This window comes from Kocuria tytonicola (genome assembly GCF_003687175.1).
Lineage (GTDB): Bacteria > Actinomycetota > Actinomycetes > Actinomycetales > Micrococcaceae > Kocuria > Kocuria tytonicola.
Map to the genome: position 1 here is coordinate 1,038,195 of NZ_RDEX01000001.1, position 17,261 is coordinate 1,055,455.

Sequence of the window (17,261 nt, forward strand, 5' to 3'; positions counted from 1 at the left end):
ATGTGCCACACTGGGTGTGACACACAAGGAAAAATTAAGGTGGGCGCTATGCCAGCTGGTCAAATTCATCTCACGCGGCTTCAAGCTCACCTGGAGAGTGAGTACGGCTGGTTAAAGACCACAATTCTCGAGCGGGATCCGAACGTCTCGGGGACCAGTGTGCGAACCCAACTCCTACTAGGATTCGCCCTAGAGCGGATGGCGGACTGCCCCAGGGAACTCATCTTAGATCATATTGTTGACGGATCGAGCGATCGCGGCATTGACGCGTTTTATTTTGATCGCCCCAATCTCAAAGCTTATATTATTCAATCGAAGTATGTAGATAAGCCCGGGTCGCGCCCCATTTCGGAGGCGGACGCCAAGTCCTTTGCTGCTGGAGCAAACGAGATTTTTTCGCTAGCGATACTAGATTATGGTAACAGTCGCATCCAGAATCTTCGGGATGAGATTGTGGATGCTGTCAGTACTCCTGGCGTGGAGCTGTTTCCAATACTAGTTTCAACCTCAGACAAAGATATCGCTGACTCTGTAAACATTATTTTTAGGAACTCCTTTGAGTCATCAATGGGAGACCCGGATGCGCTAAGATACGCGAGACTGTCGGATCTTTATCAGATAATATCACCTTATGGCGAAGGTGGCGGAGCTAGTCTTTCCATTACATTAAATGGATACAATATGGTTTCTGTGCCATTTAGCGGGTATTATGGATGAGTCACGGGAACTACTCTTGCCGAATTGTACCAGGAACTTGGGGAGCGTCTGTTTTCAAAAAATCTCCGAATCGGTTTGGGTGGAACGGAAATAAACGACGATATTGCGCAGACAGCACTAAATGAACCTGAAAACTTTTGGTATTTCAATAACGGCGTAACCTTCATTTCCGATGGAATATCTAGGACATTACGGGGTGGGGCCGGAGCCGACCATGTTGCGCTGACAGTCTCAAACGGATCCATTGTGAATGGAGCACAAACAACGAGTACGCTCGGGGAATTGCTTGAGCTGGAAGGTGGAAAAGATGCACTCTCGCGCCTTAAATGCCTTGTTCGTGTTCTGGAAATTCCTAACGATGAGACTGAGTTTTCAACAAGTGTAACTAGGTTTAACAATTCGCAAAATGGAATTGGTGTAAAAGACTTCGTCTCTTTGGACCCCTTTCAGCAGGAACTTCGCCGCGGCCTTGATCGAGAATTTGCGATCAGCTATATTATTCGATCGGGCGAAGATTATGGAGACAATAATATTCCCACGGTTTCGCTACAGGAGGCCACGGTGGCTCTTGTGGCGTGTGGGACTTCGGTTGACAATGCAGTGAGGGCAAAGGACAAAATTAGCGCACTTTGGCGTGATACGAATTCCGAACCGTATTTAAGTATATTTGACAAATCTCGGCTTACCCCGCTGGCTCTCTACAAAGCTGTTGAAGCAAATCGTGCAATTGAAAGGTTCCTGAAGACTCGCATGATGACTCATTCCTTCATGAGCCAAATTGCTGATTATGACGAGTCATTAGATCAGGGAGTAGCTGACAGAGAACGGGCTGTTGCAACTCATGGCAATAGGCTGTTTTCATTCTATGTACTTACTGGGGTGAATATCTGGCGCGAAGAGCAATCTATCTCGGAATTTAAAGGCAAGCTGAAAGATTTTGACTTGAGCGACCCTTTCGAGAATTTCGTGGAAACTGTATTTGATCGCTATGGATCCTCTTATAAGGCTCCGTTGTTTAAAAATCGCACTAAATGTGCGAATATACTTTCGGCGCTACCAAGTATTAACTTGGGGATTTCGTAATTATATTCGTTGATCGTCTGGAAGGATTTATGCCGGTGACTCGGTTGGCGTGGAGCCTGGGTGTTACAAGACAGGGAGCCCCTAGCACGGGTGGGTCGGTGATGTGAGGCGAGTGTGATCTACCCCGCAGGATGGAAGTTCCTCAACAACCCATCTGCACGAAAGAGCCGCTCATGACTCACGCTCATGCACCCCTGACCCCGACCGGCCGTCTGCGGCTGGCGTTGGGCCACCTCGACGATGGCGCGCTCCATGCCCATATGGCCGCCGAGTTTCGTGTGCCCCGCCCGACCATGGTGACCGGGGTGGCGCGATACCGTGTTGAAGGCGAAGCAGGACTGCACGATCGCGCCAGTCGACCCCAGAGCCAGCTGTACCAGTTCCCTCCCGAGGTCGTTGGGCGCATCGAGTCTCTGCGGCGAAATCGGAAGTGGTCGGCCCGGCGGATCCACCACTATCTGCTGGAGCTGGGCTACCAGCTGCATTTGCACACCGTGGGGTGGCGGCTGCACCAACTGGGAATCTCTCGGCTACGTGATCTCACCCCGGATGGGGAGAACCTGCGCCGGACACCCCGACGCATCGGAGCCCGGTGGGCCGGGCACGTAATCCACTAGATGTGAAGAGACTCGACAAGGGTGGCTGGTGGTCCCAGGGCCGCGGCAGTACGACCATCGAGGCGTCCAAGCGCGGGCACGGGGCAAAGACCAGTTACACTTACCTGCACTCGGCCGCGGACGGTTTCTCCCGCCTGGCCTGCACCGAGTCGCTCAACGATGAGAAATCGGCCATCACGTTCGGCCTTTTCTGCCGCGCCTAGGCGTTCTTCGCCGCTCACGGAACCCCCCCGCATCCATCGGATGGTCACTGACAACGGTGCCAACTACCGAGCCAAAGACTTCACCCGCACCGTGGAATCCCTCGCTGGCAGGCACCAGCGGATTCACCCCTACGCCCCGCAGCACAATAGTCAGGTCGGGCGTCGAAACCGGTTAGTGGCCGATCAGGTGCTCTACGCCTGCCCGAATACCAGTGAACAAGTCCGCCGGGACGCGATCAGAGTGTGGGTGAACCATTTCAATCACCATCGGCCTCACGCCGCCGGCCGCGATCAGCCCCCGGCATCGCGCACTCAGCCGCGGCAACAACGTCAAGCGCTCTTGTAGCTAGTCGTTTATCAACGCCTGTTTGGCAAACTTTACGCGAGCCTCAATCTGCGTTTGGAGCGTATGAAGTGTTGCGGAAGGCACTGGCTCGGTGTACTGCAAGTTGGCGTCGTCATCCATCCACGACGACAAGAACCATCCCGCGTCGTAGGCCTTTGTCTGGATAAACCTCTCGATGGCAATCTCCCACTGGCGTCCGTAGGTCATGTCTTCGAAGATCTTCTCAATCGGAAAAACGGGATTCCCCCTCATTCGGACAGGTTTGGCAGTCGACGGATCTGAGCCGAAGACCATGCAGAATGCACTCCAGACCGGAAGCTTTCCGAAGACCTCCGTGAGTTCCTGCGTCGTTGAGGCATCGAAGGTATTCCCTAACGCCTCTTCGATCCGGTTATTCCCGTTGTTTCCTTCGCTGCCAACCTGCGACTTGAGCTCAACGACCGCGACGAGATTCCCCTTGTGCACGGTGACGACGTCCCAGTTCTTGGATCGCCGGTAGTACCCCGGAATCGACTTGCCCAACACGACTTCCGACTCGTCCAGTCCGGCGTCAATGAACATCTTGTGCACGAAGGCGTTCAAGTTCTGCATGTGCCTCGCATTGCGGGACTGGCCACCAACCCCGGCACGCCCGTTCTCGATCTCCAAACGGGCGGCCTCGCTCTTCTGTGCCCAGAAGTTTGTTAAAAGTGCATCTATATCCGAGTTCTGCATTGGTACTGCTATTCCTTCCTGCTAGAGACTGCACGCAGGCAGGCCATAAGCTTCCTCCGCAGCCAGCGTCGCTGCATCGCGATCGCTGGACCGGAAGGCCGCGCGCAGCCGCTGCGCGACATCTTCGGGAATCGTCTCAGGTCGCGGCACGGTGATCTTCCTTAAGTACTGCGCTTGGAAGCGCAGAGTCCCGCCCCGCATCTTCACGCCATAGGCGCTGACGAATGCCTCCGCGATCCTTGAAAGCAGGATTCCGCCCAGCACCTCCAGGTCCCACGTCGAGGACACGATGTAGTAAAGGTTGTGGTGCGGGTAGAACCCGCCCGGCTCCAGTACTGGCGTGATCTGTGCTTTCATGTCCTGCAGCAGGAGTTTGGGCCGTTCGGCCAGCTCCGGATAGACCTTGTCGATCGTGCGATGCCACGTTAATGGATTCTTCTTTGCGACGAAGCGCTTCTTCACCGCTTCATGTGACCCTAGCACCTGCGCGAACCTCGGGTACGCGGCCAGGTCAACCAATTTACCGTTTTCATCCCACGGATTGAGCAGCAGCTTTGTCGGCGGCTTGAGGAAGCCTGCGCGGATGTCGTCGGCCATCACAATGGGCATGAGGCGGTCAGGCTCGACACCGCACACTGCGTCCTGGCTGATGATGTAGGCCTTGTCTGCACCTGTGGCGACCCCGATGCTGATCTTGGTCGCGCCATCCGACTCGATCGTCGGGAAGTGCTCCTGCAGGCGCTCCAGGATCTTGATCGTGTGCGGCTTGCCGGCAGGCCAGAAGTCATCTGTCTCGAACCAGCTGGGCAGGCGTGCACCCTCCCAGCCCATGCCTTTGGCTTCGGTAGCATTGCCCTGCACGAACGTCTTCGCCTCAAGCGCCGAAGCATCGGAGAATTCGTGGGTCGTGTCGATCACCGTCGCAGCGCCCTGCTCGGTCTTGGCCACCACAGTGATGGCCGGGTACGCCGAGACCTGTGACTCGAAAGCATCTACGTCATGCATCTGCCACACGCTCTCCACCGCGTAATGCGACGACACGAGGGCCCGCAGGGGCTTGCCATACGCATTCCGCATCCACCGGTCAGCGCAGATATACCCGAGCTTGCCTCCCTCAGCCAGGATCGCCAAGGACCGTTCATAGAAGCCGACGTAGATGTCTGCACGGCCACGCATAGTGCGCCAACGCTTGCGATACTCGGCCTCGACGTCGTCGTCAAGGTCGTCAGAGCGGATGTAGGGCGGGTTACCCACGACAAAGTCCACGTTCCACGGGATCTCGTCCAGCAGGAAGTCTCCGTGCTTCAGCCAGCTGGCCAGCAGGCTCTGGATTTCCTCTTCGCTGGCTCCGGCAACGCTGAGCAGCGTTTCGGTCCGCTCCCGGCAGGTCTCAACGTGCCCTGGCTGCAGGTCCAGGCCGAACAGGCAGCCTCCCAGCGAGCCGATGGCCACATCATGGGCCCGAGCAGACTCCAGCAAGCGCGTGACAATCGGGAGAAAGAAAGCGCCTGAGCCGATCGATGGCTCCACTAGCTTCTTCTGGGTCAGATCCTGGTCGACGGTGTAGCCGACGAGATCCAGGATCGTGTCCACCACCCACTGCCTGGTGAAGACCTCGCCGTGCTCGATTCCGCCTCGTGCCGCCACGGCCATGTTTGCCTTTCGTCATGGCTTGATGTGCAAGCCTTCTTCTAAGCCAAGGGTACTTTCAGCGACCTGCCTCGGGCACGTCTCCGCCCCCAGGTGCCTGGAGTTCAGTCCACTCTGCCAGCTGCCTGAATCGCCCCGGGGCTGGTGGAGTCTCTGATCCCACGGGAGGATGCGGAGCATGACAGCACCTAGGAAGTAGCCCGACGAGCTTCGGGGAGAGGGCGACGGGGATGGCCGTGGAAGCGCGACTAGATCCAGCGACCAGGGCGGGAACGTTTCGCCGCGTGGGCGAGCAGATCGGGGTGATTCCCGAAATGCTGAGGCACTGGGTCGCGCCGGTCGAGATCGATGGGGGGCACGACCGGGATGACTTGCTGGCGAGTATTGTGTTGCTACCGCAGAGTGCGCATCTTCGGCTTACCCTACTTTTGGATATACGCGATCGACCAGATAACGCTGATCGTTACGAGTCAGGTAAGGTCGAGGTCGCCACTGAGCCACGCGTACGTTCGCTGCTTGTCCTCCGTGAGATCGTCGTTGACGACGGACGGGAGATACCGGTCAAAAGCATCCTCCGCCGGTGAGTGAGTGTCCGCAGGCACGTCAGTGTCGTCGTCCATGGCGGCAGTCGCCGTCCCGGTGACAAAGAGGGATGTGAAGAGACGCGCGGTACCCAGAAGCTCTACGAGTCGGGCACTGATTTGTTCAGTCCGCGTCCTGATGGCTTCTCGTAGAAGCCCGCTGCCCGTCTCGGGCCACGCGGTGTCGCAGACACCTTCAGCCTCGGAGTAGCAAGCGAGCTCGATGGTTGTGATTGCGGGGCGGACCTCGCCGACCAGATCAGGGTTCGTCTCGAGATCGGCGCTCAGACCTGAGAGGACCTGCTGGAAAAGATCGTAGAGTCGGCCGAGTGCCGCGAGCGTCATGAGGCTACGGGGGTAATCGGGGTCGTCTTCATCAATTTGCGCGGGGACGTCGCCAGCGCGGGCAAGGACTCCCCAGGCCCAGGGGATCCATCCCTGGTCGTCGCGGAAGTCCATGCCATCGGTGATTGTCTCGAGCAGGTGCTCAGGGATCGAGGCTGGGGTATCGGGTGCGGTGCTCATGGAGTCTCCGTCCGTCTCTGGCTGGCCAATGTTGAGCATCGCACACGGGGCTGACACGTAGAAGGCTGAGGGACCTGGAGCAGTCCCGATCTACGAGTACGGAGGGGGCGTGGGTCGTGACCCTGGCCAGTCGAAACGCGATGTCCTTCAAGGTGGCCAGTTTGCGGCAACTCAGTGGCGTTCTGCTTAGTTTGAAGCATGCGCTTGGCCTAGTTAGACATCTGCTAATGGTATAGTTGAGCCATGTCGTACACCCGTCGCATCGTGGACCTCGAGCTGGATGATCTCTTCGGCGAGGTGGCGGCCCTCGCGCTGGACGGCCCCAAGGCCGTAGGCAAGACCACGACGGCGGAACAACGGGCGGCTGGGCTGGTGAAGCTGGACTCCAAAGCCGTTCGCGAGCCCGTCGTAGCGGATCCGCAGATCATCCTCCGCCGCCCTCGCCCGCTCCTCGTCGATGAGTGGCAGAAGGTGCCGGAGGTGTGGGACGTCGTTCGCCGTGCCGTGGATGAGGATGCCACAGGCGGGCAGTTCCTTCTGACCGGTAGCGCGAGTCTGCAGGACGGGACCGTGCAGCACTCGGGAGCCGGTCGGATCGGCCGCCTGCGCATGCGTCCCATGACGCTCGCGGAGCGTGGTCTGGTTACACCGACCGTGAGCCTTGCTGCTGTTCTGGCGGAACGTGACGCCATCCAGGGTGAGTCGACGATGGGGCTGCCCGAATACGTGGAGGAAATCGTCGCCTCGGGTTTTCCGGGGATGCGCGGCTTGAGCTCCCGCGCCCGGGGCTTTCAGCTCGATTCCTACCTGCGCAATGCTGTGGAGCGCGACGTGCCAGAGCAGGGCCTGGCGGTCCGTCGCCCGGAGGCCATGATGGCCTGGCTGCGAGCGTATGCTTCCGCCACTTCGACGACGGCGAGCTACTCCCAGATTCTTGATGCGGCGACCCCTGGTCACAGCGACAAGCCGGCACGGGCGACCGCCGAGTCCTACCGCCAGGTGCTCGCCTCGTTGTGGCTTCTCGACCCTGTGCCGGCCTGGACCCCGACCGGCAGTCCGATGACTCGCCTCGGGCAGGCTCCGAAGCACCACCTGGCCGATCCTGCTCTTGCAGCTCGCCTCCTCGGCCTGGGCGCTGATGCACTGCTGGGCGGCAAAGGGGAGCCACTTCGTCCCCAGGCGGGTTCCATGCTGGGGATGCTCTTCGAATCGTTGGTGACATTGTGCGTCCGTGTCGCCGCGCAGGCGGCGGAGGCCGACATCGCACACCTGCGGACGCGCAACGGCGACCACGAGGTGGACCTCGTGGTCGTGGGGCCCGACGGTGGCGTTGTCGGTGTGGAGGTGAAACTGGCGGCGGCTGTCAGCGACTCCGACGGCAAGCACCTGCGCTGGCTGCGCGACCAGCTGGGATCACGTTTCGTGGATGGTCTGATCATCACGACGGGTCCAACTGCCTACCGGCGAAGGGACGGCATCGCCGTGGTGCCTCTCGCCCTGTTTGGCCCCTGAGGTAGGGATCGGCCAGAGCCGAATAGGCTGAGCGCGTGGTAGAGATTGAGGTCAGCCCATGGGACAGGTGGTGCCCGGAATGGGGCGGGTCAATGAAGGTGCGGACAATGTCGAACTCGTCGACTACCGCCGAGGCGGACCTGATCGAGCCGATCCACCCGGGAGAAGTTCTGATGGAGGACTTCATTGAAGGATTAGGTATCACGCCGAACAAGCTCGCCGTCTCCATCGGGGTGCCTCCTCGGTGGATCAATGGGATCGTACACGGCAAGCGGGGGATCACCGCGGACACGGCCCCCCGATTGGCACGCTATTTCGGGACCTCGGCGGAGTTCTGGCTCAACCTGCAGAGCCTCTACGAGTTGGACTGCGCGGAAGACCGGGCGGGGGAGCGCATTGCGGCGATTACGCCGCTCGCCGTGGTGTGACTTTCGAGCTACCAACGGTCTAGCTTCCTTCAACAAGGCGCACGACGTCCTGTACCGCTGTCCGCCATGCCATGGGACACTGGGCGCATGAGTCAGACCGTGAGCCTCGACCTGGACGCGATCAGCCGTGCCGCAGAGCGTCATGGTGTCGCAGAGCTTGAGCTGTTCGGATCAGCTGTTTCAGGTGATTTTGCTACCGACAGTGATGTCGATTTCCTGGTCGTCTTCCTCCCGGATCGTGCAGATCCGTTCGAGGACTTCTGCGCTCTCCGGGATGAGCTCTGCCAGATTGTTGAACGCGACGTCGACCTGGTCGTCAAGCGCGCCATCCGAAACCCGTACTTCAGGGAGTCGGCACTGGCGCACACGGAGACTGTCTATGTTGCCCACCTCTAAGGCACACCTCTGGGATGCTCGCGAAGCTTGTCTGGCGATTCTCTCCTTCGTGGACGGTATCGACGGGAATGATTTCCATGCCAACCTGCTGGTGCAGTCGGCCGTGGAACGCCAGCTGGAGATTCTGGGGGAAGCGTTGAAGCGACTGCGGCGGACGGATCCGGAGACCGCTGCGGAAGTGCCTGATCTTGGCCGAATCATCGGCATGCGCAATGTCATCGCGCACGAGTATGCCGTAGTGGACCATGCGATTGTGTGGTCGGTCGTTGACTCACGCTTAGCCTCCCTCGCGGTTCAGCTGGCTGAACTTCTCGAGTCATGAGCTATGACGATCCCCGTCTCGTGGCGGTCTACGACTTTGACAACCCCGACGGGCCCGATCACGACTTCTTCCGGGATATGGCTACGCACAGCGGTGCTACCCGGATCACGGACCTGGGCTGCGGCACCGGCCTGCTCACGGTGACGCTTTGCGGTCCCGGCCGGGAAGTCACGGGGATTGATCCATCCTCCGCCATGCTCGAGCAGGCGCGTACCCGGCAGGGCGGTGACCGGGTGCGGTGGATTCAGGGCACCTCTGAGCAGATCACCTCGAACAACGCCGACATGGTGGTGATGAGCGGCAACGTGGCGATGCACATTCTCGGAGCGCAGTGGCACACCGCGCTGTCCGACATTGCCAGGGGTCTCCGTCCCGGAGGCCTTCTCGCCTTCGAAAGCCGCAACCCCGAGGCTCGCGCGTGGGAGAAGTGGCAGCAGGAAGCGTCCTGGCGGGAGACGCCCGCCGGCATCCTGCGGGAGTCGTTGAGGACCGATCCGCCCGGCGAGGACGGCGTGGTGGTCATGCACAGTACCTACGAGTTCGACGACGGTTGCGGGACGAACGAGGTCCAACGATTGCAGTTCCGAAGCCATGAACGGATTGTCGAGGACCTCGCGATGGCGGGCCTGGATGTCACGGCCACGTACCGGGACTGGAATAGGGCACCATTCACCGGCGGTGCGGATCAGCCGCTCATGGTGTTCGTCGCGACCCGGTGCGAGGGACTGTCCCGTGACTGATTCGCCATGGTCGACAGGAGGTCAACGTGGCGAGAAGTGAATGGCGCGCAGAACGGGATGGCCAGGTTACCGAGGACGTGGCCCGGCTGCTGGGCACAGTTCCGGAGTGGTTTGGCCGGCCCGAATCCAATGCTGAGTACATTAATGCGGCCTGTATCATGGAAACGTGGACCGTCCGTGACAGTTTGAACAAGGTCGTCGGTGTGACGCTTGTGAACCGTCACTTTCCTCACGTCGCTGAAATCCATCTCACTGTGGTGGACCGGGGCGTCCACGGTCAAGGAGTGGGCTCCGCAATGCTGGCCGCTGTCGAAGGCGATTCCAGAGCACGCGGGGTGAAGCTCCTGGAGGTCAAGACTCTTGGCCCCTCACATCCGGACCCTGGATACGCGCGCACGAGAAAATTCTATGAGAGGTGTGGGTTTCTCCCCATGGAGGAAACCGCCCTGTGGGGTGAGGGAACTCCCTGTCTGATCATGGTGAAACCACTCGGCCCCACGTAAATCAGGGAGTCACCCAGAGATCCGTGCGGACGTGCCGGGGGCGCTGCTTGGAAGAATAATGGGCGTCAGCGTCTCCGCGGGTGGACGACCTGATCGAGATGCATCTGGGCAGGCTGAAAGGAACGTTGACCCCCATGGCAAAAGCCCTCAAAGACTTCGTGGCGGAGCATTCAGTGGATCGCGAGCGCGTCGAAGGATACAAGGAACGGATGCTGTCAGACGCCCACGCCTACAGGCTTCGTGAGCGGCTAGGGACGGGTGGACTGTCCCAAGCGCCACTGGCCCAGCGCGACGGCCTCGGCCGACGGCAGAACTGAGGCTGGCCCCTTTCGCTCTCGGATGACGTGGGCCGTCACTCTTTGTAGACACTGACCGACAGTCGCTTCAGGACCTCGCGGTCTTCGAGGTGGTGGAGCCCCAGGCGCTCGTAGAGGTGCCGCGGGAACGTTGTACCGTCCCGTGGCCACAGCGGCGATCACGTCGCCTCCCTCCACCACCACATGCCACGTGAGTTTTGCCGCCGTCAATTCCGCCGCTGTCTCGCTGAGCTGCGGGATGCGGTCGTCGCCGATCAGGGCGGCCTCCACGCGATAGGCCACGCGTTGCAGGTTCACGAGTTCATCCACGTGCCCCGCAACCTTGGACGGGGTGTGTTCGCGGATCACCATCCGTGCAGGGCCGTTGTCAGGCATGGTTCCAGTGACTCAGCACGGCGCCACCTCGGCAAGGTCACCGGGATGGACCGCTCGGAAACAACCAGGCGGGTGGCCACGCTCACGGAATGAGGCCCCTGCTTATACCAAGACCCTCACCCCTCTTGAAGCCAGGTAGCTGCGGTCATGCGGATGGGTAGGCGGTAAACCCTAAGCTTTCGTAGAGGCCCATCGCTGCGGGCGACGTGCCGTCTCCGAAGCGCAGACTGATCGCAGCATTGCCAGCGACCGAGCATGTTTCGATGGCATGCAGTACGAGGGCCCGTCCCGCGCCCAAGCCCCGATAGCGTGGATGAACGAACAGGTCGATGATGAACGGACCATCCAACCACTCGTCCCAGATGGAATGTTCCACCACCATGACCGCGCCAACGGGCCGATTGTTGACCCACGCCGTGGCGCAAGCATCCGGTCTTAAAGCGCCGTAGTCTCCCCGGAAAGTCGCCTCAATTTCTTCACGGGCCGAGGCCATGTCCTCGGCGGCGACCCCTAATGGGTATCCCTCGAAGTAGAGCTTCGCCAGGGAGGTTCGAGAAGCCGCGTCCAAGGAGCGGATGGAGACCGGGGACGATCGGTGGGTTGAGCGAGTGACTGTGGGAAGAGAGAGGCGCAAAATATCCGAGGGCATGAGTAATCCGTTCTGGTCCAATTGACAGGGCAGGAAACTACTCACGCACGGCGCATGCTTTTGATTGTAACCATGGGTGGCTTGCCCGCAAGACCTTCGGGGACGCGGCGCAGGAACCGTTCAGGAGTCGCCTGAAGAGCAATGTGTGCTAGACATGTGACCGTCCACACGGGAGCCCCAGACACGGGGGCTGAGATCGGGCCAGTGCTGCTCGAGACCGTCGAACCTGAACCGGGTCATACCGGCGTAGGAAGTGAGGAACGGCCATGTCTTCCCATGCCCCCACACCAACCAGCACCACCACTCACAGCACCACCGCGCCTACGGGCACCACTCCGACGGACGGAGAAGGCACTACTTCGAGTGCCACAACCCAGTCCGAGCAGCACAACTCCCACCGCCTCGCCTGGCTGGAGGACACGGAGCACTGCATCCAGGTCCCCGTCACCGAGATCCACCAGCTGGACTCCCCGGACGGCACCCCCAACGAGCCCCTGCGCGTGTACCGCACCATGGGCCCGGGCAGCGTACCGGAGGAGGGCCTGGAGCCCTGGCGTGCCGAGTGGATCGAGGCCCGCGGGGACACCGAGGTCTACGAGGCCCGCGGTCGGAAACTGGAGGACGATGGCCGCGGCGCCGTCCGTCGTGGCGCCCCGCAGCAGCAATGGCGGGGAAGCAAGCCGGAACCCCGGCGGGCCCGGCCCGGCAGGTGCGTGACCCAGATACAATACGCGCGCCGCGGCGTCGTCACCCCCGAGATGCGCTTTGTGGCGCTGCGAGAACAGTGCGACGTCGAGCTCGTGCGGGAGGAGGTGGCCGCCGGCCGGGCCGTGATCCCCCTGAACGTGAACCACCCGGAATCCGAGCCCATGGTCATCGGGCGGAAGTTCCTGGTGAAGGTGAACGCGAACATCGGCAACTCGGCGGTGACCAGCTCCATCAGCGAGGAGGTGGCCAAGCTGGAGTGGGCTGCCAAATGGGGAGCGGACACGCTCATGGACCTCTCCACGGGCAACGACATCCACACCACGCGCGAGTGGATCCTGCGCAACTCGCCCATCCCCATCGGCACGGTGCCCATCTACCAGGCGCTGGAGAAGGTGGACGGGGACGCCAACGCGCTCACGTGGGAGATCTACCGGGACACCGTGATCGAGCAATGCGAGCAGGGCGTGGACTACATGACGGTCCACGCGGGCGTCCTGCTGCGCTACGTGCCGCTCACCGCCGAGCGCGTGACCGGGATCGTCTCGCGCGGCGGGTCGATCATGGCCGGCTGGTGCCTGGCGCACCACCGCGAGAACTTCCTGTACACGCACTTCGACGAGCTGTGCGAGATCTTCGCGCGCTACGACGTCGCCTTCTCCCTGGGCGACGGCCTGCGCCCCGGCTCCATCGCTGACGCCAACGACGCCGCGCAGTTCGCCGAGCTCGACACCCTCGCGGAACTCACGAAGCGGGCGTGGGAGCACGACGTCCAGGTGATGGTGGAGGGCCCCGGCCACATCCCGCTGCACAAGATCCGCGAGAACGTGGAACGCCAGCAGGAGCTGTGCGACGGCGCCCCGTTCTACACGCTGGGCCCGCTCGCCACGGACATCGCCCCTGGCTACGACCACATCACCTCCGCGATCGGCGCCACCGAGATCGCCCGCTACGGCACCGCGATGCTCTGCTACGTCACCCCCAAGGAGCACCTGGGCCTGCCCAACCGGGACGACGTCAAGACCGGCGTGATCACCTACAAGATCGCCGCGCACGCCGCGGACATCGCCAAGGGCCACCCGGGCGCCACCGAGCGCGACGACGCCCTCTCGAAGGCGCGCTTCGAGTTCCGCTGGCGGGACCAGTTCGGCCTGGGCCTGGACCCGGTCACCGCGCAGGAGTACCACGACGAGACCCTGCCCGCCGAGCCCGCCAAGACCGCGCACTTCTGCTCGATGTGCGGGCCCAAGTTCTGCTCCATGCGCATCTCCCAGGACATCCGGGACACCTACGGCAGCGCGGAGAACCAGGCCGCGATCGCGGGCATGCAGCGCAAGAGCCAGGAGTTCCTCGCGGCCGGCGGCCAGGTCTACCTCCCCAGGCCCACGCTGCGGAAACCGGACGGCGCCACCTCCTGATCCGGGACCTCTGGCCAGGGACCACGACGCCGCCCGGCCGGCTTCCGGCCGGGCGGCGCCCTCCGGTGCCCCGGGCCCGCTGCGACGACTGACCCGGGTGTGGTCCGCGCCTCTCGTGGCTGTGAGGAAAACAACGTGTGGCCGGCGGACGAAGCTCCGAACCGCTGGGTGTCATCCGTATCCGTACGGCCTCGCGAGGACTAGCGTTGACACCATGATCAAGGACTCGAAACTCACCGTCGTCGGAGCCGGAGCCGTGGGATCGAGCGTGGCCTATGCCTCGCTGATTCGGGGGTCCGTGCGCCACATCGCCCTCTACGACATCGCGTCCGCGAAGGCCGAGGCGGAGGCCCTGGACCTCGCCCACGGCTCGCAGTTCGCCGCGCACACGGACATCGTGGGTGGCGGCTCGGACATCGCGCTGACCGAGAACTCGGACGTGGTGGTCATCACCGCGGGCGCCAAGCAGAAGCCCGGGCAGACCCGCCTGGACCTGGCCGGGACCAACGCGAAGATCATGTCCCAGCTGGTGCCGCCGTTGCTGGAGGCCTCCCCGAACGCCGTGTTCGTGGTGGTCACCAACCCGTGCGACCCGCTCACCACGCTGTCCCAGCAGGAGACCGGGCTGCCCGCGGAGCGGATCTTCGCCTCCGGCACCGTGCTGGACACTTCCCGGCTGCGCTGGCTCATTGCCCAGAAGGCGGGCGTGGCCACCTCCAGCGTGCACGCGCACATCGTGGGCGAGCACGGCGACTCCGAGTTCGCGCTGTGGTCCACCGCGACCATCGGCACCGTGCCCATCCTGGAGTGGACCCGGGACGGCGAGCGGGTGTTCACCCGTGAGGACCTGGACCAGATCCTCTCCGAGGTGCGGGGCGCGGCCTACAAGGTGATCGAGGGCAAGGGTGCCACCAACGACGCCATCGGCCTGTCCAGCGCGCGCATCGTGGAGGCCATCACCGGTGACCAGCACGCCGTGCTGAACGTGGCCCCGGTGCTCTCGGACTTCCACGGCATCGACGGCATCGCCATGTCCGTGCCCAGCGTGGTCAGCGCGGCAGGTGCCGTGCCCATCCGCGAGACCCCCTTCGCTGAGGACGAGCTCGACCGGCTGAAGGCGTCCGCGAACACGCTGCGCGGCGTCGTCGACAGCCTGTCCTGAGCCCAGCCCCGCCCCACGTCCCGAAAGAACAGCGCCATGTGGACCCAAACCCTCGACACCCTGGGCAGCCTGCCCCTGACCGCGCTCGTGGCCGCCGTGCCCATCGTCGTGTTCCTCGCGTGCATGATGCTCTTCAAGCTCACGGGCCTGAAGTCCGGCGTGATCGCGCTGGTGGTGCAGGTGCTCGTGGCGCTGCTGGTGTTCCACATGCCGGCCTCCGCGGTGGCCGGGGCGGGACTGCTGGGCCTGCTCACGGCGTTGTGGCCCATTGCGTACATCATCGTGATGGCGGTGTGGCTGTACCGGCTGAGCGTGCGGTCGGGGCGCTTCGACGTGATCCGCTCCTCCATTGCGAACGTCTCCGCGGACCAGCGGGTGCAGGTGCTGCTGATCGGGTTCGCGTTCGGCGCGTTCCTCGAGGGCGTGGCCGGCTTCGGCGTGCCCATTGCCATCTGCGCGGCACTGCTCGTGCAGCTGGGGTTCCCGCCCCTGCGCGCCGCCGTGCTGTGCCTCGTGGCGAACGTGGCCGCGGGTGCGTACGGCGCCATCGGCGTGCCTGTGCTCGTGGGTGCACAGGTCACGAACATGGACGTCCAGGACCTCTCCCGGGCGCTCGTGGTGCTGCTCCAGCCGCTCACGTTCCTGGTGCCGTTCCTGCTGGTCTGGATGGTGGACGGCCTGCGCGGGCTCCGCGAGACCTGGCTCCCCGCGCTGGTCTCCGCCACGGTGTTCTGCGTGGTGCAGGGCGCTCTGCTGTGGTTCATGGGCCCCGAGCTCGCGGACCTCGCGGCCGGTCTGCTGGCCATGGTGTCACTGTTCGTGCTGTGCCACGTGTGGACCCCGCGCCGGGTGTCCCGCGCCCCCGAGGCGCCGGAGACCGCCGAGGCGAGCCACCCGCTGGGTGAGGTGGTCCGGGCCTGGAGCCCGTTCTACATCCTCACCATGGTGATCCTGCTCTGGTCCGTGCCCGCGGTGCAGCATCTCTTCACCCAGGGCGCGCTGGGGTTCACCACGTTCAAGGTCCCGATGCCCGGGCTCACCGGCCACGTGACCACGGCCGCCGGGACCGTGGTGAACGCCACCTGGAACTTCTCGATCCTCGGGGCCACCGGCACCGCCATCCTGATCGCCGTGCTCATCACGTTCTTCACCACCCCGCAGCTGCACGCCAGGCAGCTGCTCGAGGAGCTCTCGGGCGCCGTCAAGGCACTGGGCCCGGCCATCGTGCTGATCGCCGTGATCCTGGTGCTCGCGAACATCGCCAACTACTCGGGCGGCTCCACGGCCATGGGCACCGCGCTCGCGGCCGCCGGTCCGGTCTTCCCGCTGATCGCCCCGGTGATCGGCTGGATCGGGGTGTTCCTCACCGGCTCGGTGGTCAACAACAACACCCTGTTCGCGCCGCTGCAGGTGGCCACCGCCCAGGGCATCGGGGCCAGCCCCGCGCTGCTCGTGGGCACCAACACCGCGGGCGGCACCACCGCCAAGGTGATCTCCCCGCAGTCCATCGCCATCGCGGCCGGCGCCGTGGGGCTCAACGGCCGCGAGGCCGAGATCATGCGCGGCTCGTTGTTCTACAGCCTGGGCATGCTCGCGGTCACGTGCGTGTGGACGTTCGTGCTCGCCGCGGTGCTCTGAGCGCGAGCAGCACGGTCCTCAGCCGACCCGCTGCGTCCGCCCTGGTCAGGGGCGGGCACGGCGGGTCACACTGTTCCCAGAGACCTCTCCCGCCCCTCGAAGGGTTCGCATGCCCCACGCCGACGACGCCGCACCGCGGCTCCCGCGCGTCCGGCGCCTCCAGCTCGCCGACGCCCCGCAGGTTCTGCGGGCGTTCCGCTCCGACCCCGAGATGGCGAGACAGGGAGCCGTGACCACCCCTGAGGAGGCGGTGGAGTACGTGCGGCGGGTCAGCGACCCTGGCAGCGGCGTCGCCTGGGCGGTGTGCGGGCGCAGTGGTCTGGTGGGCGTCGTGGGCATCACCGTGGACCACGCGAACCGCAACGGGTGGTTCTGGTACTGGATGACCGCGGAGGCGCGTGGTCGTGGCTGGACCACCCGTGCGGCCGTGACCGTCGCGGACTGGGCGCTCACGGAGGGTGGTCTGGAGCGTCTGGAGCTGGGTCACCGCGTCAACAATCCTGCCTCGGGAGCGGTGGCCCGGGCCGCGGGGTTCGTGAAGGAGGGGACCGAGCGCGGAAAGTTCCTGATCCGGGGCGAGCGGATCGACGTGGACACCTACGGTCGTCTGCGTACGGATCCGTGGCCCGAGCGTGCTCGCCTTCCCCGGATTCCCTGAAT

The 17,261-nt window shown here is 63.1% G+C and carries 17 protein-coding genes, 1 pseudogene and 1 riboswitch; of the genes and pseudogenes, 14 read left to right on the forward strand and 4 right to left on the reverse strand.

The features are described 5' to 3' along the window. Positions 1–39: 39 nt before the first annotated feature. The 3 genes and pseudogenes from EAE32_RS11680 (at position 40) to EAE32_RS04725 (ending at position 2,970) form a co-directional block, all read left to right on the forward strand. On the forward strand, positions 40–717 hold the full coding sequence (locus tag EAE32_RS11680; protein ID WP_124035157.1) for a hypothetical protein: 678 nt from the start codon (positions 40–42) through the stop codon (positions 715–717). A 24-nt stretch (positions 718–741) separates the two neighbouring features. Further along, the gene (locus EAE32_RS04720; RefSeq protein ID WP_121864319.1) at positions 742–1,800 is read left to right on the forward strand and encodes an AIPR family protein; all 1,059 of its coding nucleotides are present in this window, start codon (positions 742–744) and stop codon (positions 1,798–1,800) included. 173 nt (positions 1,801–1,973) lie between these two features. Continuing rightward, a pseudogene (locus tag EAE32_RS04725) lies at positions 1,974–2,970 on the forward strand (helix-turn-helix domain-containing protein). Here EAE32_RS04725 and EAE32_RS04730 read toward each other — a convergent pair. From EAE32_RS04730 to EAE32_RS04740, 3 genes are all read right to left on the reverse strand, one after another. Then, entirely contained in the window at positions 2,967–3,680 is a 714-nt protein-coding gene (locus EAE32_RS04730) for a PaeR7I family type II restriction endonuclease (protein WP_121864320.1), read from the reverse strand. The pseudogene EAE32_RS04725 and the gene EAE32_RS04730 overlap by 4 nt on opposite strands. A 21-nt stretch (positions 3,681–3,701) precedes the next feature. Continuing rightward, complete coding sequence (locus EAE32_RS04735) at positions 3,702–5,333, reverse strand: Eco57I restriction-modification methylase domain-containing protein (protein WP_121864321.1); 1,632 nt, start codon at positions 5,331–5,333, stop codon at positions 3,702–3,704. A gap of 467 nt (positions 5,334–5,800) precedes the next feature. After that, entirely contained in the window at positions 5,801–6,436 is a 636-nt protein-coding gene (locus tag EAE32_RS04740; RefSeq protein ID WP_124035158.1) for a hypothetical protein, read from the reverse strand. Between the two features lie 243 nt (positions 6,437–6,679). Between EAE32_RS04740 and EAE32_RS04745 the strand changes: the two genes are divergently transcribed. From EAE32_RS04745 to EAE32_RS11685, 7 genes are all read left to right on the forward strand, one after another. Next, entirely contained in the window at positions 6,680–7,948 is a 1,269-nt protein-coding gene (locus EAE32_RS04745; protein ID WP_121864323.1) for an ATP-binding protein, read from the forward strand. Positions 7,949–8,055: 107 nt separating this feature from the next. Next, positions 8,056–8,376, forward strand: coding sequence for a HigA family addiction module antitoxin (locus EAE32_RS04750; protein ID WP_121864324.1), 321 nt, complete (start codon positions 8,056–8,058; stop codon positions 8,374–8,376). Between the two features lie 87 nt (positions 8,377–8,463). Then, positions 8,464–8,772 (forward strand): nucleotidyltransferase family protein, encoded by a 309-nt coding sequence (locus tag EAE32_RS04755; RefSeq protein WP_121864325.1) that lies wholly within the window; start codon positions 8,464–8,466, stop codon positions 8,770–8,772. Continuing rightward, positions 8,756–9,094 carry a HepT-like ribonuclease domain-containing protein gene (locus tag EAE32_RS04760; protein WP_121864326.1) on the forward strand — a complete coding sequence of 113 codons (339 nt, stop codon included), beginning with the start codon at positions 8,756–8,758 and terminating at the stop codon, positions 9,092–9,094. The genes EAE32_RS04755 and EAE32_RS04760 overlap by 17 nt, the downstream gene beginning before the upstream one ends. Beyond that, a complete protein-coding gene (locus EAE32_RS04765; protein ID WP_121864327.1) occupies positions 9,091–9,834 on the forward strand; it encodes a class I SAM-dependent methyltransferase in 744 nt (247 codons plus the stop codon). Before EAE32_RS04760 ends, EAE32_RS04765 begins: the two co-directional genes overlap by 4 nt. 26 nt (positions 9,835–9,860) lie before the next feature. After that, positions 9,861–10,337, forward strand: coding sequence for a GNAT family N-acetyltransferase (locus tag EAE32_RS04770; RefSeq protein WP_121864328.1), 477 nt, complete (start codon positions 9,861–9,863; stop codon positions 10,335–10,337). An 80-nt stretch (positions 10,338–10,417) separates the two neighbouring features. Then, entirely contained in the window at positions 10,418–10,654 is a 237-nt protein-coding gene (locus EAE32_RS11685) for a hypothetical protein (RefSeq protein WP_124035159.1), read from the forward strand. Positions 10,655–11,174: 520 nt separating this feature from the next. Here EAE32_RS11685 and EAE32_RS04775 read toward each other — a convergent pair. After that, positions 11,175–11,723 (reverse strand): GNAT family N-acetyltransferase, encoded by a 549-nt coding sequence (locus EAE32_RS04775; RefSeq protein ID WP_243635573.1) that lies wholly within the window; start codon positions 11,721–11,723, stop codon positions 11,175–11,177. Positions 11,724–11,836: 113 nt separating this feature from the next. Beyond that, a riboswitch (TPP riboswitch) is annotated at positions 11,837–11,948 on the forward strand. Here EAE32_RS04775 and thiC point away from each other — a divergent pair. The 4 genes from thiC (at position 11,945) to EAE32_RS04795 (ending at position 17,259) form a co-directional block, all read left to right on the forward strand. After that, positions 11,945–13,801: a phosphomethylpyrimidine synthase ThiC gene (gene thiC / locus EAE32_RS04780; protein WP_121864330.1), complete on the forward strand. Its 1,857-nt coding sequence runs from the start codon at positions 11,945–11,947 to the stop codon at positions 13,799–13,801. Its footprint overlaps the riboswitch before it by 4 nt. A gap of 214 nt (positions 13,802–14,015) precedes the next feature. Then, positions 14,016–14,963, forward strand: coding sequence for an L-lactate dehydrogenase (locus EAE32_RS04785; RefSeq protein WP_121864331.1), 948 nt, complete (start codon positions 14,016–14,018; stop codon positions 14,961–14,963). 36 nt (positions 14,964–14,999) lie between these two features. After that, positions 15,000–16,601, forward strand: coding sequence for an L-lactate permease (locus tag EAE32_RS04790; RefSeq protein WP_121864332.1), 1,602 nt, complete (start codon positions 15,000–15,002; stop codon positions 16,599–16,601). Between the two features lie 109 nt (positions 16,602–16,710). Continuing rightward, positions 16,711–17,259, forward strand: a complete 549-nt coding sequence (locus EAE32_RS04795; protein WP_121864333.1) for a GNAT family N-acetyltransferase — start codon at positions 16,711–16,713, stop codon at positions 17,257–17,259. Positions 17,260–17,261: the final 2 nt, after the last annotated feature.

Bases quoted from the DNA above. Each gene is read 5' to 3' on its own strand.
- EAE32_RS04730 (WP_121864320.1), bottom strand. From the start codon at position 3,680: ATGCAGAACTCGGATATAGATGCACTTTTAACAAACTTCTGGGCACAG.
- EAE32_RS04735 (WP_121864321.1), bottom strand. From the start codon at position 5,333: ATGGCCGTGGCGGCACGAGGCGGAATCGAGCACGGCGAGGTCTTCACC.
- EAE32_RS04740 (WP_124035158.1), bottom strand. From the start codon at position 6,436: ATGAGCACCGCACCCGATACCCCAGCCTCGATCCCTGAGCACCTGCTC.
- EAE32_RS04745 (WP_121864323.1), top strand. From the start codon at position 6,680: ATGTCGTACACCCGTCGCATCGTGGACCTCGAGCTGGATGATCTCTTC.
- EAE32_RS04750 (WP_121864324.1), top strand. From the start codon at position 8,056: ATGTCGAACTCGTCGACTACCGCCGAGGCGGACCTGATCGAGCCGATC.
- EAE32_RS04755 (WP_121864325.1), top strand. From the start codon at position 8,464: ATGAGTCAGACCGTGAGCCTCGACCTGGACGCGATCAGCCGTGCCGCA.
- EAE32_RS04760 (WP_121864326.1), top strand. From the start codon at position 8,756: ATGTTGCCCACCTCTAAGGCACACCTCTGGGATGCTCGCGAAGCTTGT.
- EAE32_RS04765 (WP_121864327.1), top strand. From the start codon at position 9,091: ATGAGCTATGACGATCCCCGTCTCGTGGCGGTCTACGACTTTGACAAC.
- thiC (WP_121864330.1), top strand. From the start codon at position 11,945: ATGTCTTCCCATGCCCCCACACCAACCAGCACCACCACTCACAGCACC.
- EAE32_RS04785 (WP_121864331.1), top strand. From the start codon at position 14,016: ATGATCAAGGACTCGAAACTCACCGTCGTCGGAGCCGGAGCCGTGGGA.
- EAE32_RS04790 (WP_121864332.1), top strand. From the start codon at position 15,000: ATGTGGACCCAAACCCTCGACACCCTGGGCAGCCTGCCCCTGACCGCG.
- EAE32_RS04795 (WP_121864333.1), top strand. From the start codon at position 16,711: ATGCCCCACGCCGACGACGCCGCACCGCGGCTCCCGCGCGTCCGGCGC.